Raw genomic sequence first — 17,721 nt, forward strand, 5'->3', positions numbered from 1 at the left:
TCAGAACCTTTATGAATTGTCTTACTCTGTTTTCAAAGAGCGTACTGGGTTTGCAATGGCCGCTCTGATGGCCTGCGTGCTCACCGTAACGATGGTTATGAGCATGGCTCCGCCGAATGCTGCAGCGAAGATCCACCACGAAAGTGTTGTATGGTATTCGTAATCCTGCAACCAGTTGTTCATGAAGTACCAGGCTGCAGGAGCAGAGATGATCATGGATAATAGAACAAGTAAACAGAAATCTTTCGAGAGCAGTTGCCAGATGCCGAAAACAGAAGCGCCTAAGATCTTTCTGATACCGATCTCTTTGATGCGTTGCTCAGCAACGAAAGAAGCTAATCCGAAAATGCCGAGGCAACTGATGAAGATGGCGAGCCCTGCAAAAACACCGGAGAGCTTGCCTACCTGTTCTTCAGCAGCAAATTTTTGTCCGTTCAACTCATCGGCAAACTTGTAATCGAAAGGAGCGGAGGGATCGTATTTCCTGAATACATTTTCTATTGCAGCAATGGCATCAGGTAAACCCACATCGGGTTTGATATTGATGAAGATCACATTGCTCCATGTATAGCTGAGCAGATAAACCGTAGGAACAGGAGGTGTATAAGGAGAAGACATCACCATGTCGTTTACCACACCGATGATCTTGTAAGGCTGATCGTTCCATTGAATGATTTCACCTACTGGATTTTTGAAGCCCATCAGTTTTACGGCAGACTCGTTGAGTACAAGAGAAGCACTGTCTGCACGGAAATCCCTGGAGAAATCGCGGCCTTCTTTCAATTTCCATTGCACTGTATTCCCGTAATCGTGGGTTACTGCAACTGTGCCGAATACGGGAATGAAATTGGGATCCTTTCCCTGCCACGTGAAGCCGCTCTGATTGCTCCAGATGTCTGTAACAGCGGAAGAAGATTGCGCCATATCGCGCACCATACCGGTTTTCAGCAGATCATTGCGGAGCGCATCGTAGTGGCCCAGCGGTTCTCTGGTGAGCATTATATTCTGGATCAGGCGGTTGCTGTTGTAGCCCATCGGCCTGTTGCGCGCATGCTGCACCTGCCTGAATACTACAATGGTGCCGATGATCAGTATAATCGATACCGTGAATTGCAGCACCACCAATACTTTGCGGGGAACTGCCGCATATCTTCCTGCCTTGAATACTCCTTTCAGCACTTTGATAGGTTTGAAAGAAGAGAGATAGAATGCAGGATAACTGCCGGCCATCAGTCCGGTTACAATAGTGAAGCCGAGCGCTGCAGTCCAGAACAGTGGCTCGTTCCATGGAATGCTGATCTTTTTCGCAGCCACCTGATTGAACCATGGCATCGAAAGGGAAACCAGCAGCAGCGATAACAGCAACGAAAGAAAAGCTACCAGCAATGATTCCATCATAAACTGATATATCAGCTGCGTTCTCATGGAACCGATGGTTTTTCTCACGCCTACTTCCTTTGCTCTTTTTTCAGAACGGGCAGTTCCGAGATTCATGAAATTGATGCAGGCCAGCAGCAGTACAAATCCTCCGATGATGCCGAACAGCCAAACGAATCTGATCTGACCGCCTGCCTGTACACCGTTTTTGAACTCGCCGCGCAGGTGCCAGTCTTTCATCGGAAGAATGATGGTCTCTTCTCTCCAGTTATCGTCTTTGAAATATGGTTTGGCAATATCTCTTATTCTGTCCTGAACAGTGGCCAGTTCGGCTCCGTTCTTCAGTTGTACGAAACATTGAAAAGAATGGTTGTCCCATTTACCGGCACATCCTTTCACCCATGGCTGTATGGTTTCGTACGATTCCCACGACGCGAGATACTGCACTTCGTGCAACGCAGTATTCATGGGAAGATCTTCATAAACACCCGCCACAATTACATCGTATGTGTTGTTCATGCGCATGGTCTGTCCCATGGCATTGCTGTTTCCGAAATAGGCTTTGGCCATGGACGCAGAAAGAAGAATGGCTTTGGGTTCTTTCAGGGCATTGGTACTTCCTGCAATCATTTTCAGCGCAAACATTTCAGGGAAATCAGGTTCAACCCACATGCCATTCCTGATCAGTTTCTTTTCTCCCGATGTAATGAGGTTGTCGAGCTGCCAGGAGCCCATTGCCACCCGTTTGAAATCTTCGCCGTATTTGGTTCGGAGTTCATTGGCAAGAGGATAGGCTATGGCAACACCTGTATTGATTTCGTTGTTCCTGTACTGCTGAATCATCACCTGACCAACCGAATCGTAAGTAGCATGATACTTATCGAAGTTCAGCTCATCTCTGATCCACAAGGCAATCAGTATAACAACAGCCATGCCTACAGACAGGCCTGTGATATTGATGATGCTGTTGATCTTGCTTTTCTGCAACGATCTCCAGGCGGTTTTCAGATAATTTTTCAGCATGTAAGGGTGTTTGTTTCGGTTATATGAAACAGTTGTTATTCGTTTTTGAGACTCTTCACCGGATTGGTGAGCGCAGCCCTGATTGCCTGGAAACTCACAGTAAGCAAAGCAATCAGCAGCGTAACTATCGCAGTACCTGCAAATACCCACCAGGTGATCTGTGTACGATAGGCGAAATGCTGCAGCCAGCTGCTCATGGCCCACCATGCGAATGGTACAGCAATGAGAATGGCCACTGCTACCAGTTTGATGAAATCTTTGGAGAGCATTTGAATAATGCCGCTCACAGAAGCGCCCAATACCTTACGGATACCGATCTCCTTGGTGCGTTGTTCTGCTGCATATGCTGCCAGGCCGAACAATCCGAGACAGGCAATCATCACTGCCAGAATGGAGAATGCCATGGAGATCTTTCCGGTACGCTGTTCGCTTTCATAGATAGCATTGAAATCTTCATCCATGAAAGAATAGGCCAGTGGCTGCTGAGGCGCCATCGATTTCCAGATGCTCTCGATTTTCTGAACAGCTTGCTGAATATTTCCACTCTGCAGTTTCAGTGCCATCCGGTCGTTATCTCTTCCAAACTGAAGCAGCAACGGTGTTACTGTTTCGCGCATGCTGTTGAAGTTGAAATCTTTTACTACGCCTACAATGGTGTAGGGAGAATTGGCGGAGCCAAGGCGGCCATCGGGCATGTACACCATTTTGTTCACGGGATCGGTGTAGCCGAGCAATCTGGCAGCCGATTCGTTGATGATCACAGACATCGAATCGGTGGGAAGGTCTTTGGAGAAATTTCGTCCCGCAGCCATTTGCATGCCAAGAGTTGGAATATAGCTGTCATCCACTTTCCAGAGTTGCAGCGTGATGCTTGCATCCGCACTGGCGGTGGCTTCTTTAAAAACAACATCGGTGTTTCTGCTGGAACCGGTTGGCAGGTAACCTGTAACGGTAACCTGACTGGCAGCGCCCGATGCGAGTATTTCTTCTTTGAATGTTTTGAGTTTTCCTTTCAATACCTGCGTATTGTTGAGCACCATTATCTGCTCTCTGTTGAAGCCGGTATTCTTATTGCGGATATAATTCAGCTGATTGTAGATCACCACAGTGCCCACGATCAGAAAAATCGAAATGCTGAACTGAAATACTACCAGCGAATTGCGAAGCCAGCCTGTTTTGAAACCTGCTGCCAGCTTCCCTTTCAGAACTTTGATCGGCTGAAACCCACTGAGAAAGAAAGCGGGGTAGCTGCCTGCCAGCAATCCTACCAGCGCAGCAAAACTTATCAGCGACAGCACCGTCAGCGGCGTCAGCTGCTCCTGCATGTTAAGCGTTTTTCCGGCTAGCTGATTGAACCATGGAAGACTGAACCAGGCTAGTACCAGCGCCAGCAGCAGAGAAATAAAACTGATCACCATCGATTCTGCCAGAAACTGTGTGATGAGGTTCCATCTCAGCGATCCCATCACTTTTCTGATGCCCACTTCACGGCTTCTGTTGCTCGATCTGGCTGTTGACAGATTCATGAAATTAACACAGGCAATCAGCAGAATAAAAAGCGCCACTGCCGAAAAGATGTATACGTACACGATATTGCCGTTGCCTGAAAGTTCGGCCATGCGTGCTGAATGCAAATGTATATCCAGCATAGGAGTGAGGCTGTAGCGCAAATACTCGCCGCGTTTCTCCATCTCTTCGAGTGTGCTGTTTACTCCTTCTTTCAGTTGAGGCGCAACATATTTGATCACTATCTGATCGAGGCCGGCCTTTATCTGATCGACACTGGCTCCTTCCTTGAGAAGTATGTAGGTATTGAAATTATTGCTCAGCCAATTGTTTCTGCGGGCTTCTTCGAGGCCAGCCATGGAAAAGAAGAAATCGAAATTGAAATGTGAGTTCTTCGGTATGTCTTTGATTACGCCAGCTACTTTCAGTGTTTGGTTATCTCCTGTTTCGAGGAACTGACCTGCAACATTGGTGCGGTTGAAATATTTTCTGGCAGTTTTTTCTGTAATCACCACCGTATTAGGCTCGGTAAGCATTTGCTGCGGATTGCCATCCACTACGGGTAGTGTAAATACTTTGAAGATAGAAGCATCCACATATGCCAGGTTGTTCTCCATGATGCGGTCGTTCCCTTTTTTGAACTGCATGTTTTCGGGCGTGCGGAAACGAACCGCAGCTTCTACCTGAGGGTAATCTTTCAAAAGTGTTTCTGCCAGTATATCGGGAGCAGAAGCCAGATTGAATAAAGACCCGCCAAATTTGATATCGGGGTCTACGCGATAAATGCGTTCCGCGTTTTTATTGAACCGGTCGTAACTCAGTTCGTCTTTTACATACATAACAATGAGCAGACAGGCTGCCAGACCAAGCGCCAGCCCCGATATATTCAGTGCAGAAAAACTCTTATTCTTCCACAGACTTCTGAATGCTATTTTCAGGTAATTCCGAAACATTGTTATTGTTTTATTCAGTTCTTAAAGATTTCACCGGATTAGCCACTGCTGCTTTCACAGCCATGAAGCTGATGGTGAACAATCCGATCAGCAGGGAGAGTGTGCCTGCGAGAGCAAACATCCACCAGCCGATATCGATTCTGTACGCAAATTCCTGCAACCATTTGTGCATGAAGAACCATGCAATGGGCACACCGATGCAGAAGGCAACAATTGCCAGCAGCATAAATTCTTTAGACAACAGGTGAAGAATGTCGGTTACACTGGCGCCCATTACTTTTCTGATGCCAATTTCTTTGGTGCGTTGGATGGTGCTGTAAGAAGTGAGGCCCAGCAAACCAAGGCAGGAGATAAGTATGGCAAGCACTGCGAAGTTGAGGAAGAGCTTTCCGAACTTCTGCTCACTGCGATACTGATTGTCGAGCATTTCGTCGAGGAAAGTGTAGGAGAAAGGCATGTTTGGAATCAGCTCTTTCCATTTCTTTTCCACTGCTGCCATCGTTTCCGGTATATGATTGCCATCTACATTTATGGTGATCTTCGAATAATTTTTGCTGCCGTCTTTTTCCATACGGAAAACAAGCGGCTCGATGGCTGATTGCAGGGATGTGTAGTGGAAATCTTTCATCACTCCGATGATGGTTCCTGCCCGGCCCCATTGGTTGAATTTTTTGCCGAGAGCATCCTGCGGTTTATCGTATCCGAACATTCTGGTGGTTGCTTCATTCACCACCATTGCCTGTGTGGTATCGGTCATGAAGTCGCGGGAGAATCTTCGTCCGGCCACCATTTGCATATTGTACTCGTTCATGTAGTCGAAGTCAACAAAGTAGAGGTGAAGATTGGCTACCTGCATTTCTCCGGCTTTGTTTTCTATTTCGGAATAAGCGCCAAGCCAATCACCGCCGGGAACGGTGGAGCTGAGGGTAGATGATTTTACACCGGGCACATTGCGCAATACATCACGAAGCGTTGCCTGTGCTTTGTCGCCTTCTGTCTGCAACACCACCATCTGATCTTTATTGAATCCTACATTGAAACTACGCATGTACTGCGTTTGAAAATACACTACCAGTGTGGCTATGATCAGTGCAATGGATATGGTGAATTGTGTTACTACCAATCCTTTTCTCAGCAGTATGCCTCTGGTTCCGGTAGCGAATCTTCCTTTCAACACCACAATGGGCCTGAAGGAGCTCAATACAAGAGCAGGGTAGATGCCTGCCAGTAATCCAAAGAAAGCAGCTGCACCAAGGAGCAGTGCAATGTAATGCCAGTTGCTGAAAATGCTTTTGCTTACAGTAACGCCTGCGAGCGTATTGAACATCGGCAGCAAACCTGCAGAAAGAAATAGAGTCAGTGCAAATGCTATGAATGAAATGATCAGCGACTCGCCGAGAAACTGTCTGATGAGTTGTGTACGATCTGCACCCACTACTTTTCGAACGCCTACTTCTTTGGCACGTTCCGTTGATCTTGCAGTGGTGAGGTTTACAAAGTTGATACACGCGATCAGCAGAATGAAAGCAGCGATGATGGAGAAGATGTAAATATTGGTGACGAGTCCACCCTTGTTTTCGTCTCTTGTAGAATACAGATGGATATCCTTGAAAGGTTCGAGGTAAATGGTAGGGAACATTTTGGATCTGCGCTGCTCTTCTCCGTTGTTCTTTTCGAGGAAGGCAGGAAATTTCTTTTCCAGCGCTTTGGGATCAGTACCGGGTTTCAGCAGAAAATAAGTTTGTGAACCATAACTTCCCCAGTTATCGTTCATGCCTTTAAAAACTTTGCTGAAGCTGGCCATCGAGGAGAACATACTTCCTTTTACCAGTGTGTTTTCGGGAAGATCTTTCATTATACCCGTAACCATGGTAGGGAAACCTTCTTCTGTGAGAAACACTGTTTTGCCCATAGGATCTTCGTCACCGAAATATTTCTTTGCTGCAGATTCAGTCAGCACCACAGTGAAGGGATCGTTAAGAGCAGTTTGGGGATTGCCTTTGATCATTTCCCATCCGAACATATTGAAAGCAGTGGAATCGGCTAATGCAGAAATTTCTTCTTTGAACTTTTTATCGCCATAACGCACAATCAGATGGTTTTTCTGAATGCGGCAGAACGATTCGATCTCCGGCATTTCCATAGCTGCATGTGGACCAACTGCATATGCAACAGTATTGGCATTGATGGTTTCAGAAGGTGTTTTCAGATCTGCTACTGCGCGATAAATGCGATCGGCTTTCGGATGGAATGCCTCATAACTCATCTCGAATCTCACATAGAGAAAGATCAGAAAACAGGCCGTCATACCAATGGTAAGGCCCATTACATTGATCAGAGAGAAAGTTCTGTGTCTCCAGAGATTGCGCAGTGCTGTTTTGAAATAGTTTCTGAACATTTCGATCAGGTTTAGGTGCAGTTAGTTCTGTTATTATTATTTGATGTTACTCACTTCTCAAACTCTTGATCGGACTGGCCAGTGCTGCCCTGATGGCTTTGTATCCCACCGTGATCCATGCAATGCCCAATGATATTACGATTGCAACGAAGAACACGCCGATACCGATATCGATGCGGAACACAAAATCCTGCAGCCAGTTGCGCATCAGCAGCCATGCAGCCGGTGTGGCAATCAGAAAGGCTACACTGATAAGTATTGTGAACTCTTTTGAAAACAGATACACTATGTTTCCTGTAGATGCTCCCAGTACTTTCCGGATTCCTACTTCCTTGGTTTTCTGAACGGCCATGAAAGATACCAGTCCGTATAAACCGAGGCAGCTGATGAAAATGGCCAGTGCCGCAAAGAACTTGTAGAGCCTGCTCAGCATTTCTTCCTGTCTGTAGAAATTGGCAATCACTTCATCGGGGAAGAAAGGATTGTAGGCATATTCGGGATAGAACTTTTCCCAGGTTGCTTTTATCTTTTCCTGTGTTGCAGGAATATTGCTGGTGCGCAGTTTCAGCGCTACTTCATCATACGCACTTCTTGCGGGTGCAATCATCAGCGGTTTGATGCTTTCGCGCAGTGAATTGGTCTTGAAATCTTTTACCACACCAACAATTTTTCTCCATTTGCCACGGCCGGTGCGAAGTTCTTTACCAATCACTTCCTCTGCTGATTTGGCGCCAACTTTTGATACAAAGGTTTCGTTCACTACTGCTTCTTTGATAGTGTCGCTTTCACCATAGGAACCGCCTGCTACAAATTGAAGTCCGTATGTTTTGAAATAGTCTACATCTCCTTTTTTGTGGAAGAGATCGAAGCTTTCATCATCCGGACCATGATTGTAGGTGAAGTTAGATGCCGAGTTATTGTCGGAAGAAGGCACATCACTGTTGCATGAAACGCTCACAACTTCCGGAATTTCCTGAAGGGCGGCTTTAAATGCTTTCTGACGGGAAGTGAGAATACTGTCCACCTGCGACGTGAGCACAATCACCGCTTCTTTCTTGAAACCCAGATCTGCATTGCGTACAAAATTCATCTGCGTAATGGCTACGATGGTTCCGATGATCAGCACCTGAGAAATGGCAAACTGCGTAATCACCAGACCACGACGAATGGAGATGCCTCCAACAGATGCAGACGTGATCTTATTCTTCAATGCCAGTGCGGGGCGGAAGCCGCTCAGCACCATGGCAGGATATGCGCCTGCGAACACCGTAACCAGTACAGTTACTGCAAGCAGGAAGAGAATATTTTCAGTGGTGAAGATGGCAGGCGTTTCCTGAATGCCCACAAAACTTTTGAGATAGGGGAGCGCAAAATAAGACAGCAGCAATGCGATGGCCAGCGCTGCAAGTACTATCACAGCTGTTTCGCCCATCATCTGCCAGAAAAGCTGCCAGCGGTTGCCGCCCAGTACTTTTCTTACTCCTACTTCTTTCGATCTGCCAACTGCCTGCGCTGTGGAGAGATTCACGAAATTGATGCAGGCCATCACAATGATCAGCAATCCGATAAACGATAAAGTGATCAGCGTAGCTTTGCTGGTTACATGGTCTCCGAAATTGCCCAGCTCACCATCGTAATGGAAAGTGGCAAGCGGTTGTGCGATAGCCTGACGGCTGCTTTTATTGGTGTCTTTCGGATAGAACTTGCTGCTGAAGGCTGCAAGCTGACTGTTCAGTTGCGCTTCTGTCATGCCCTCCGGACGAAGCAGGTAGATCTGGTTATTGCTGCTCACACTTCCTACGTCTTTTGTGTACCCGTAATCATTGATAGTGGGCAAAGAAATGTAGGAAGATATGATGTTGAGTGGAAGATCTGTATTCACCGGTTGATTGTCGATCACACCAGCCACTTTGAAAATGTATTTGTTGTCGAGACGCAACAGCTGACCAACGGCATCTTTCCAGTTGCCGAAGTATTTTTCAGCAGTGCGTTTGCTCAGTACCGTTACATTTGGGTCTTTCAGTACAGCCGGCGATCCGCTGAGCCACTTTACATCGAAAATGCTGAAGTATTCCGGTTCCAGAAAATAGGTGCCGGTTTCTTCGATGAATTTCTTTTCGATATTGCTGCCAGCTTCGTGCTGGCCAACTACGGTGTACTGGCTGCCGAAATGGGCCGTCATGCCTGCGAACGTAATGTTCGGCATCTGAGCCCGCATGGCTTCGAGCGCGGGAACAGAAATGCCGGGGTTGTAGCCGATGCCATCAGCATCTTTATCCTGCGTTACTGCACGATAGATATGGCTGAAGTTGCGGTTGAACTTCTCGTAGGAGTTCTCGTATCGAACTACCAGAAACAGCAGCAGGCAGGATGCAATGCCGATGGCCAGACCGGCCACATTGATGGCAGAATACCCTTTGTACCTGAGTACATTTCTGATAGCGATTTTCAAATAATTCTTTATCATAGACTTCTGGCTTATTTTATTCTGATCTCAAGCTTTTTACAGGATCAACGAGTGCGGCTCTTACAGTTTGAATACTGAGGGTGAGCAGGGCTACCAGCAGCATCAATCCTCCTGTGGCTGCAAATAACCACCAGCTGATAGTGGTTCTGTAAGCGAACTGCTGCAGCCAGTGATGCAATCCCATCCACGAAACAGGAATGGCAATAAGCAACGCAATACCTACCAGCAGGAGAATGTCTTTGCTCAGCAGTGTTACAATCTGACTAACAGATGCGCCCAGCACTTTGCGGACCCCGATCTCTTTGGTGCGTTGCGTGGTAGTGAAGGTAACCAGACCAAGCAGTCCGAGGCAGCTGATGAAAACCGCCAGTCCTGCTGTCCAGAGCAGCAGCTTCGACGCTTTCTGTTCGGTATCGTAAGCTCTTGCGAGCGACTCATCGAAGAACGTGGCCCTGTAATCCATTTCAGGAAAGATCTCTTTAAAAATGGTCTCCACTTTTTTGAGTGCAGTGGCCCATGAGGTACCTGATGCATTTTGCGGGCGAAGTAAAATATGGATGATGCTCTGACTGATGGCATCGTTGCGCAACACCAGCGGACGGATACCGGAGTGAAGCGATTTCGAATTGAAATTCTTCAGCACGCCGGTTACAGGCAGATAGTTGTTGTCCCACATTATATTCGCACCCACTGCATCTTCGGGGTTTTTGAAGCCCAGCATCTGCGCAAAAGATTCGTTTATCAGCAGCTCACTCATTGTGTCGCTGGCATGGGGACCGCGGCCGGCAGCCAGTTTCAGGTCGTAGAGGCGTATGTAGTTGGTATCGCCCACTTTGATCTCTGCATTGATTTCGAGATCTTTCTTCTCCCCATCTTTATAGTTGATAGTGCTTGTCCACATACCCTGGCTGTTGGGAGGATTGCCACCCATGCTTGCCATAGCCACTTCAGGAATGGCAGCCACTCTCGAAAGGAATAATTTTTTGTTGTGATTCTCCTTAGCAGCAAAGGGCGTTCTCACAAACACGATAGCGTCTTTGCGAACACCTATATCTTTTGAAAGCGTAAACTTCACCTGTTTTCCCACCAGCATGGTTGCAGCAATGAAAACCTGCGCTACAACAAACTGAGAAATGGTGAGTGTTTTGCGGAGCGTAGCTTTTCTCGTATGTGCATTTCCGGAAGGAGAGTAGTTCTTCAGCACCTGAATAGGCTTGTATCCCGAAAGCACCAATGCAGGGTAGATGCCCGATAAAAAGCTTACCACCAAAATCAATATGCCCAGGAAACCGAATGTGAGCCATGCATTTTCTCCGGGAAATTTCACTTCAGGAGGAATAAAATCAGCAAACATTTTCAGCAGTACAGGTGCGAGTATGATGCTCAGCGCAGTGGCCATCAACGTAAGCAGAAATGTTTCGCCCATGAATTGCCATACCAGCTGCTTCTTGCTGCTGCCCATAGTTTTGCGGATACCGATCTCTTTGGCGCGCTTGCTGCTCTGTGCAGTGGTAAGGTTGATGAAGTTGATGCATCCCAGTATCAGCAGAAATCCTGCGATCACCAGCAAGCCGATCAGCGTTGGTCTGTGCGCCATCCGTTCATCGAAATTGCCATAGTCGGCGTTGAAATGAATATCGGTGAGTGGTTGCAGCGTATAGTTCTGATCGTCGGTGCTGTTGGGTTCTTTAGGTTGATTCTTACGGTAGAAACCGGTGATGGATTGTTCGATGAGCTTCGGATTGGCGCCCACCGGCAATTTCACCAGCAGTTGCTGGGCGCTGGTGGTATTGTCCCACAAAAGCCAGTCCCTCGGTTGAAGTTTGGTACCGGCAATAGTGCTGTAAGAAACAAAACCTTTGAATCTGAATTCGGTATTGTAGGTTGGATCGGCCACCACACCACTGATGGTAATTGTAATGCTGTCGTCGAAATGTAAAACCTTTCCTCCCAGCTGATCCACCGGAACATTAGGGAAATAGATGTTGGCAGTCTTGCTGGTCAGCACCACCTTATTGGGTGCGCTGAGTGCAGTTTCAGGCGATCCCAGCAGCCATTTGTATTGGATTATTTTGAAAAACTCCGGGTTCGCGTACAGGTATTTTTCCTGGTTTCTGAAGGTCTTTCGCTGATCGCTGTTCGGCTCTACCGTTACCTTCAGCAGATCATTCACTTCGCGATAAGGTGCAACAGCTTCGAGGCCTGCAATATTGGTAGCCACACTATTTGCAAGTGGAGCAGTGATGCCTCTGTTGTGCATCTTATCGTCGATCGATGTGAAGTCCGACACTACCCGATAGATGCGATCGTGATCGGGAACGCCTTTCTCATAACTGAAATCGAAAGTCACCAGCAGGTAGATCACCAGTGCGGCACTGATGCCGATGGCCATGCCCAGCATGTTCAATGCAGTGAAACCTTTGTTTTTCCAAAGGCTTCTGAGTGCAGTAAAAAGATAAGTTTTGATCATGGGAAAGGTTTAGTTGTTTTATTCGTTCCTCAATGATTTTGTTGGATTAGCCATCGCAGCACGGATGGAATTGTAACTAACGGTAGCCAGTGCAATCAGAATCGACAGTACACCTGCCATTGCAAATACCCACCACTGAATTGTTACACGATAATTGAAATCGAGCAGCCATTTGTGCATTGCCCACCATGCAACAGGTGTTGCCAGCAGAATGGATACAGCCACCAGCACCAGAAAATCTTTACTGAGCAATGAAGTGATATCGAGCACTGATGCACCCAGCACTTTGCGTACACCAATTTCTTTCACTCTGTTCTCCGCCATGTATGTTGCCAGCGCAAACAAACCAAGGCAACTGATGAAAATGGTGAGACCGGCAAAGAGACTCGCCAGCGTTGCAATGCGTTGTTCATCGTTGAACTTCTTTTCGTACTGTTCGTCGATGAAAGAGAATTTGAATGGAAAATCGGGGTTGTATTTTTTGAATACAGCTTCTGTTTTGCGGAGATTATCTGCTGTACTGTTGGCGGGGTTCAGACGAAGGTGGAGTGCATTGAACCATCCGGCCGGACCTTCGAGCACCATCGGTTTCATAGGATCGTAGGGCGATTCGAGAATGATGTCTTTCACCACTCCAACGATGGTCCATCTTTTGTCATTGTCTTCAAAGGTCTGTCCGATAGGGTTGGAGAATCCCATCACTTTAACTGCAGATTCGTTGATCAATGCAGACAAAGAATCGCCGGGAAACTCGCGGAGATTGATATCTCTACCCTTCGACAGCGTGAAACCTGCTGTGGTAACGAGATTGCCATCTGTGCAATAACGGTCTATTACAATTTTCCGGCTGGGATCTTTTCCTTCCCATTGGATATCCCAGGTGTTGCTCCAGTTTTCGGTAAGCGGTGAGCTGGTTTTGCTCAGTGAAACCACTGCACCTGAACTATAGAGTTGCTGAGAAATAACGTCATAATTCTGTACGATATCTTTTGAGATGAAAACATAACCGAGATTCTTTCTGTTGTAGCCGGCATCGCGCTCCTGCGCGTATCTGATCTGCTGACGGATGATGATAGTTGCAGCGATCAGCACAATGGCAACAGTGAATTGCGTAACCACCAACACTTTTCTTGGTGTGATGAGTGCCTGCACTTTATGCATGGTTCCTTTCAGTACGCGTATGGGGCGGAAAGATGAAAGATAGAATGCCGGATAACTTCCTGCCAGCAATCCTGTAAAAAGCAGGAAGCCGATGGCGATCAGCCAGAACATGCCACTGCTGTAGGGAACGGACAATACTTTTTCTGTGAGCAGGTTGAATGAAGGAAGACTCAACTGAACAATCAGCAATGCAAAAACGCCACTGATGAGCGTCAGCAAAATGGATTCTCCCAGAAACTGTCCTATCAGCGAAGCACGTTGTGCACCCACTACTTTTCTTATCCCCACCTCCCTCGCTCTTTTTTCACTTCTCGCAGTACTGATGTTCATAAAATTGATGCAGGCGATCAGCAGAATCAGTCCTGCTATGATGAAGAATAGTCTAACCAGAGCAATTCTTCCGCCTACGCTAATGCCATTCTCAAACTGTGAATAGAGCCGGCCTTTGGCAACAGGGAAGAGAAATACTTTTGTGTCTTCTACATTTTTGGAATGAGTGATGGTTACATTCTCTATCTTTTTATTGATGGCTGATTCAGTGATGCCAGGCTGGAGTTTTACATAAGTGCCGATGGAGTTATTGCCCCAGTATTCATCATCCCATCCCAATGATCTGAAGTACGACCAGGTAAGGAGGTAGTCGAATGCAAATTGAGTATTGTTCGGGAGATCTTTCAGCAGGCCGGTTACCGTAAAATCAGTGGGGGTTGCAGCAACAGGTCGAAGTGAAATGGTTTTACCGATGGGGTCTTCTTTGCCGAACAATCTTTTCGATAATGATTCTGTAATCACGATGGAGTGAGTTTCCGACAGTGCCTTATCGATATTTCCTTTGAGCAGCGGAAAGCTGAACATCTTCAGAAAATCGGGATCGGTGAACATGCCATTGGAACTGATTTTTGTATCACCCACTCTGAGAACGGAACCATCGATATCGTTGGCGCGGGCTATGTACTGAAAATCGGGATACTCGGCTTTAAGCGTGGGACCGAGGATCTTGGGCGTTGCACCCCAAACCTGCACTTTGCCATCGAACTTACTTTTGTTCATGGCTTTGTAAAGCTGGTTCTGATCCTGGTGGAATCTGTCGAAGCTCAGCTCATGCTGTGTCCATAACAAAATCAGAATAGCGCTGGCCATTCCGATGGAAAGTCCCAGCAGATTGATTGCGGAGAAGCGTTTATTCTTCCACAGGTTTCTGAATCCGGTTTTGAAATAGTTGAGCAGCATGTGATGAGTTTGAATGAGGTTTAATCAGTTTTAAGGCTTTTTACAGGATTGGCCATCGCTGCCCTGATAGTTTGCGCACTGATGGTGATCAATGCAATCAGAATGGCGATGATGCCCGATGCTACAAAAATCCAGATACTGATATTGGTTCGGTATACAAAATCCTGCAACCAGGTTTTCATGGCATACCATGCAATGGGCGATGCGATGATCACAGCTATCAATACCAGTTTCACAAAGTCTTTGGTGAGCATGCCTGCGATGGTTCCTACAGAAGCGCCGAGCACTTTGCGTATGCCGATCTCGCGGGTTCTCACCTGTGCAGTGTAAGCAGCCAGTCCAAATAATCCGAGACAGGAAATGAGGATGGCGATCACTGCAAATATGTTGAACAGGTTGCCCATGCGCTGATCTGCGCGATAGAGCCTGTCGAATGTATCGTCGAGAAAACTGTACTCGAACGGAAACTCACTGTTGTACTGTTTGAATACTTTTTCAGCAGCTGCGATGGCCTGTGATGCATGCTGGCCTTCGGTTTTCACATACACGTAGCTGAGTTGATTGCTGCCGGTATAGAAGATCACGGGCTCGATGGCTTCCTTCATGCTGGCGCAGTGAAAATCTTTTACCACACCGATGATGGTGCCGTTTCTTTCCCAGAGCGAAAAGCGTTTGCCGATCGGATCGGTGATGCCTGCATTTTTTACAGCAGTTTCGTTGAGGATGTAATAGTTGCTGTCTGCAGGTGTGCCGGTGAATTGTTTACCCGCTACCAGCTGCAGTTTCATCAGGTTCATAAAATCTTTATCCATATTCACAGGATGGATAAGAAACGAACGATTGGCTTCTTTGCCATCCCAATCGGTATCTCCGGTATTGCCATCCACTTTCACAATATTGCTGCTGCAGGTGCTTACGCCCAGCACACCGGTTTGGTTAGCCAGTTGCGCTTTTATGGTAGCTGCGTTCTTCAGCAGGTCGCGCATTTGGAAACAAAAAACCTGACTTCTGTCGAAGCCCAGTTCTTTGCTGCGAAGGTATTGCAGCTGTTTGCCGATGATGAGGGTGCTTACGATCATGATCACTGCCAGCGTGAACTGGGCAATCACCAATACTTTGCGGAATGAGTTGTTGCCGATACCGGCTGTAAGTTTTCCTTTGAGCGCCAGTATGGGTTTGAACGAAGTGAGCAGCAGGGCAGGGTAGATGGCGGCTGCAATGAGAGTACCTGCAATGGTTATTCCGATTACACCGAGTGTGCTGCTGCTGAATAAACTGAAGCTGGACGATTTACCGGAAAGATTGTTGTACACCGGCATCAGCAGGTAAATGATGCAGATGGCGAGCACCGATGCAATCACAAAGAGCAGCAGTGTTTCGCAGATGAACTGCATAAACAATTGCAGTTTGCCGGCTCCTACGATCTTTCTTACACTCACCTCACGCGCTCGCAGCATGGCGCGGGCAGTGCTCAGATTTACGTAGTTGATGGAGGCGATGGTAAGCAGCAATATGGCCACTCCGAGAAAGAGATTCACCATCTGTTTGTTGCGCTTATTGCCGTCGATGCCATACAGATGCATGTCTGCCATTGGCTGGAGATGGTAACCTCCATTGGCATCGAACTGATTGTTCTTTCTGTGAATGGCAGTAAGCTTGCCTGATATGTCGGCAAGGCCTGCATTGGGTTGCAGCAGCAGGTAGGTGGAGCAGTAATAATTTCCCCAGTCTGTTTCCATGGTTTTCCAGTAGCGGTTTGGTGTATATTCTTTGGAGAGAATATCGATGGGGAAAAACATATCCGACTGAATGCTCGAATTGGATGGCAGATCTTCTACCACGCCTCTTACTGTAAAACTATACTTGTTGTCGGCAGTGATTGTTTTGCCGATGGGATCTTCTTTACCAAAAAACTGAGTGGCTGTTTTTTCTGTGATGAGTATGGAATTGTTGTCGGGGAACGGTAGATTCTTATTGCCGGATTTCAGTTTGAAATCGAAGATGGTAAAAAAGGAAGGATCTACAAACGAGCTGTTGATGGCGCGGAACTTCTGGTTGTTCCAGGTGTAGAAATTGAACTCATCATTCTCAACAATGCGAACCGCATTTTGTACGCCGGGCACACCGTTCATGGCTGCAAGTGCAACAGGGGCGGGGGTGTTGGACCAGGTTTGTTTCGATTCTCCTGACCCCAGGTCAGCAATTACGCGATAGAGCTGCGGTGCATTGGTATGGAAGCGATCGAAACTATTTTCATCATTCACCCAAAGGAGAATGATGAGGCCGACAGCCAGTCCGATGGCCAGTCCGGCAATATTGATGGAAGTGTAAAACCTGTTCTTCCTCAAATTGCGCCAGGCTGTTAAAAAGTAGTTTCTCAACATGATGATCCGTTTGTTTGTTCTTCGGGCTAAAAAAACATGGCTATACTTTATGATCAGATCCGCCGGGCGATCAAACCATTATATTCTCTGTAACGGCCTGGCCGTCGAGCATTCGGATAATGCGGTGGCTATACCTTGAATCGTGCTCCGAGTGCGTTACCATTATGATAGTAGTTCCCTGTTCGTTGAGATCGGTGAGGAGGGTCATTACTTCATTACCGTTCGACGAATCGAGGTTACCGGTGGGCTCATCCGCCAGTATCAGTTTGGGATTGTTCACCACAGCTCTGGCTACTGCCACACGCTGTTGCTGACCACCCGATAATTGTTGCGGATAGTGTTTGCGACGGTGCATGATCTGCATCTTGTCGAGCACTTCGTCTACGCGCTTTTTGCGCTCTGCAGATTTTACGCCTGTATAGATGAGCGGAAGCTCTACGTTTTCGTAAACAGTCAGCTCGTCGATGAGGTTGAAGCTCTGGAAAACGAAGCCAATATTGTGTTTGCGGAGATCAGCTCTTTTTCTCTCGTTGAAATGAGCTACCTCGATGCCATTGAATACAAAGCTGCCGGCATCGGGATCGTCGAGCAGTCCGAGTATGTTCAACAGTGTTGATTTGCCGCAACCGGAAGGGCCCATCACAGATACAAATTCGCCTTCCTTCACTTCGAGCGATAATTTGTTGAGGGCTACGGTTTCCACTTCTTCCGTGCGGTAGACCTTTTCGAGATTGGAGATCTTGATCATATTG

8 protein-coding genes are annotated in these 17,721 nt (G+C 47.1%); all 8 read right to left on the reverse strand.

Annotated elements, in window-relative coordinates; all coding sequences use genetic code 11:
- Positions 1-21: 21 nt before the first annotated feature.
- Positions 22-2,400: an ABC transporter permease gene (locus HHL16_RS22490; RefSeq protein ID WP_169427582.1), complete on the reverse strand. Its 2,379-nt coding sequence runs from the start codon at positions 2,398-2,400 to the stop codon at positions 22-24.
- 35 nt (positions 2,401-2,435) lie between these two features.
- Positions 2,436-4,859: an ABC transporter permease gene (locus HHL16_RS22495; protein ID WP_169427583.1), complete on the reverse strand. Its 2,424-nt coding sequence runs from the start codon at positions 4,857-4,859 to the stop codon at positions 2,436-2,438.
- 10 nt (positions 4,860-4,869) lie between these two features.
- Positions 4,870-7,257: an ABC transporter permease gene (locus HHL16_RS22500; protein WP_169427584.1), complete on the reverse strand. Its 2,388-nt coding sequence runs from the start codon at positions 7,255-7,257 to the stop codon at positions 4,870-4,872.
- Between the two features lie 46 nt (positions 7,258-7,303).
- Positions 7,304-9,724 carry an FtsX-like permease family protein gene (locus HHL16_RS22505; protein ID WP_169427585.1) on the reverse strand — a complete coding sequence of 807 codons (2,421 nt, stop codon included), beginning with the start codon at positions 9,722-9,724 and terminating at the stop codon, positions 7,304-7,306.
- A 16-nt stretch (positions 9,725-9,740) separates the two neighbouring features.
- A complete protein-coding gene (locus HHL16_RS22510; RefSeq protein ID WP_169427586.1) occupies positions 9,741-12,194 on the reverse strand; it encodes an FtsX-like permease family protein in 2,454 nt (817 codons plus the stop codon).
- Positions 12,195-12,212: 18 nt separating this feature from the next.
- Positions 12,213-14,585, reverse strand: a complete 2,373-nt coding sequence (locus tag HHL16_RS22515) for an ABC transporter permease (RefSeq protein ID WP_169427587.1) — start codon at positions 14,583-14,585, stop codon at positions 12,213-12,215.
- A 20-nt stretch (positions 14,586-14,605) separates the two neighbouring features.
- Positions 14,606-16,969, reverse strand: coding sequence for an ABC transporter permease (locus HHL16_RS22520; protein WP_169427588.1), 2,364 nt, complete (start codon positions 16,967-16,969; stop codon positions 14,606-14,608).
- Between the two features lie 70 nt (positions 16,970-17,039).
- Positions 17,040-17,717 carry an ABC transporter ATP-binding protein gene (locus HHL16_RS22525; RefSeq protein ID WP_169427589.1) on the reverse strand — a complete coding sequence of 226 codons (678 nt, stop codon included), beginning with the start codon at positions 17,715-17,717 and terminating at the stop codon, positions 17,040-17,042.
- Between the last annotated feature and the right edge of the window lie 4 nt (positions 17,718-17,721).

Source organism: Pseudoflavitalea sp. G-6-1-2, assembly GCF_012927185.1.
Taxonomy (GTDB): Bacteria; Bacteroidota; Bacteroidia; order Chitinophagales; family Chitinophagaceae; genus Pseudobacter.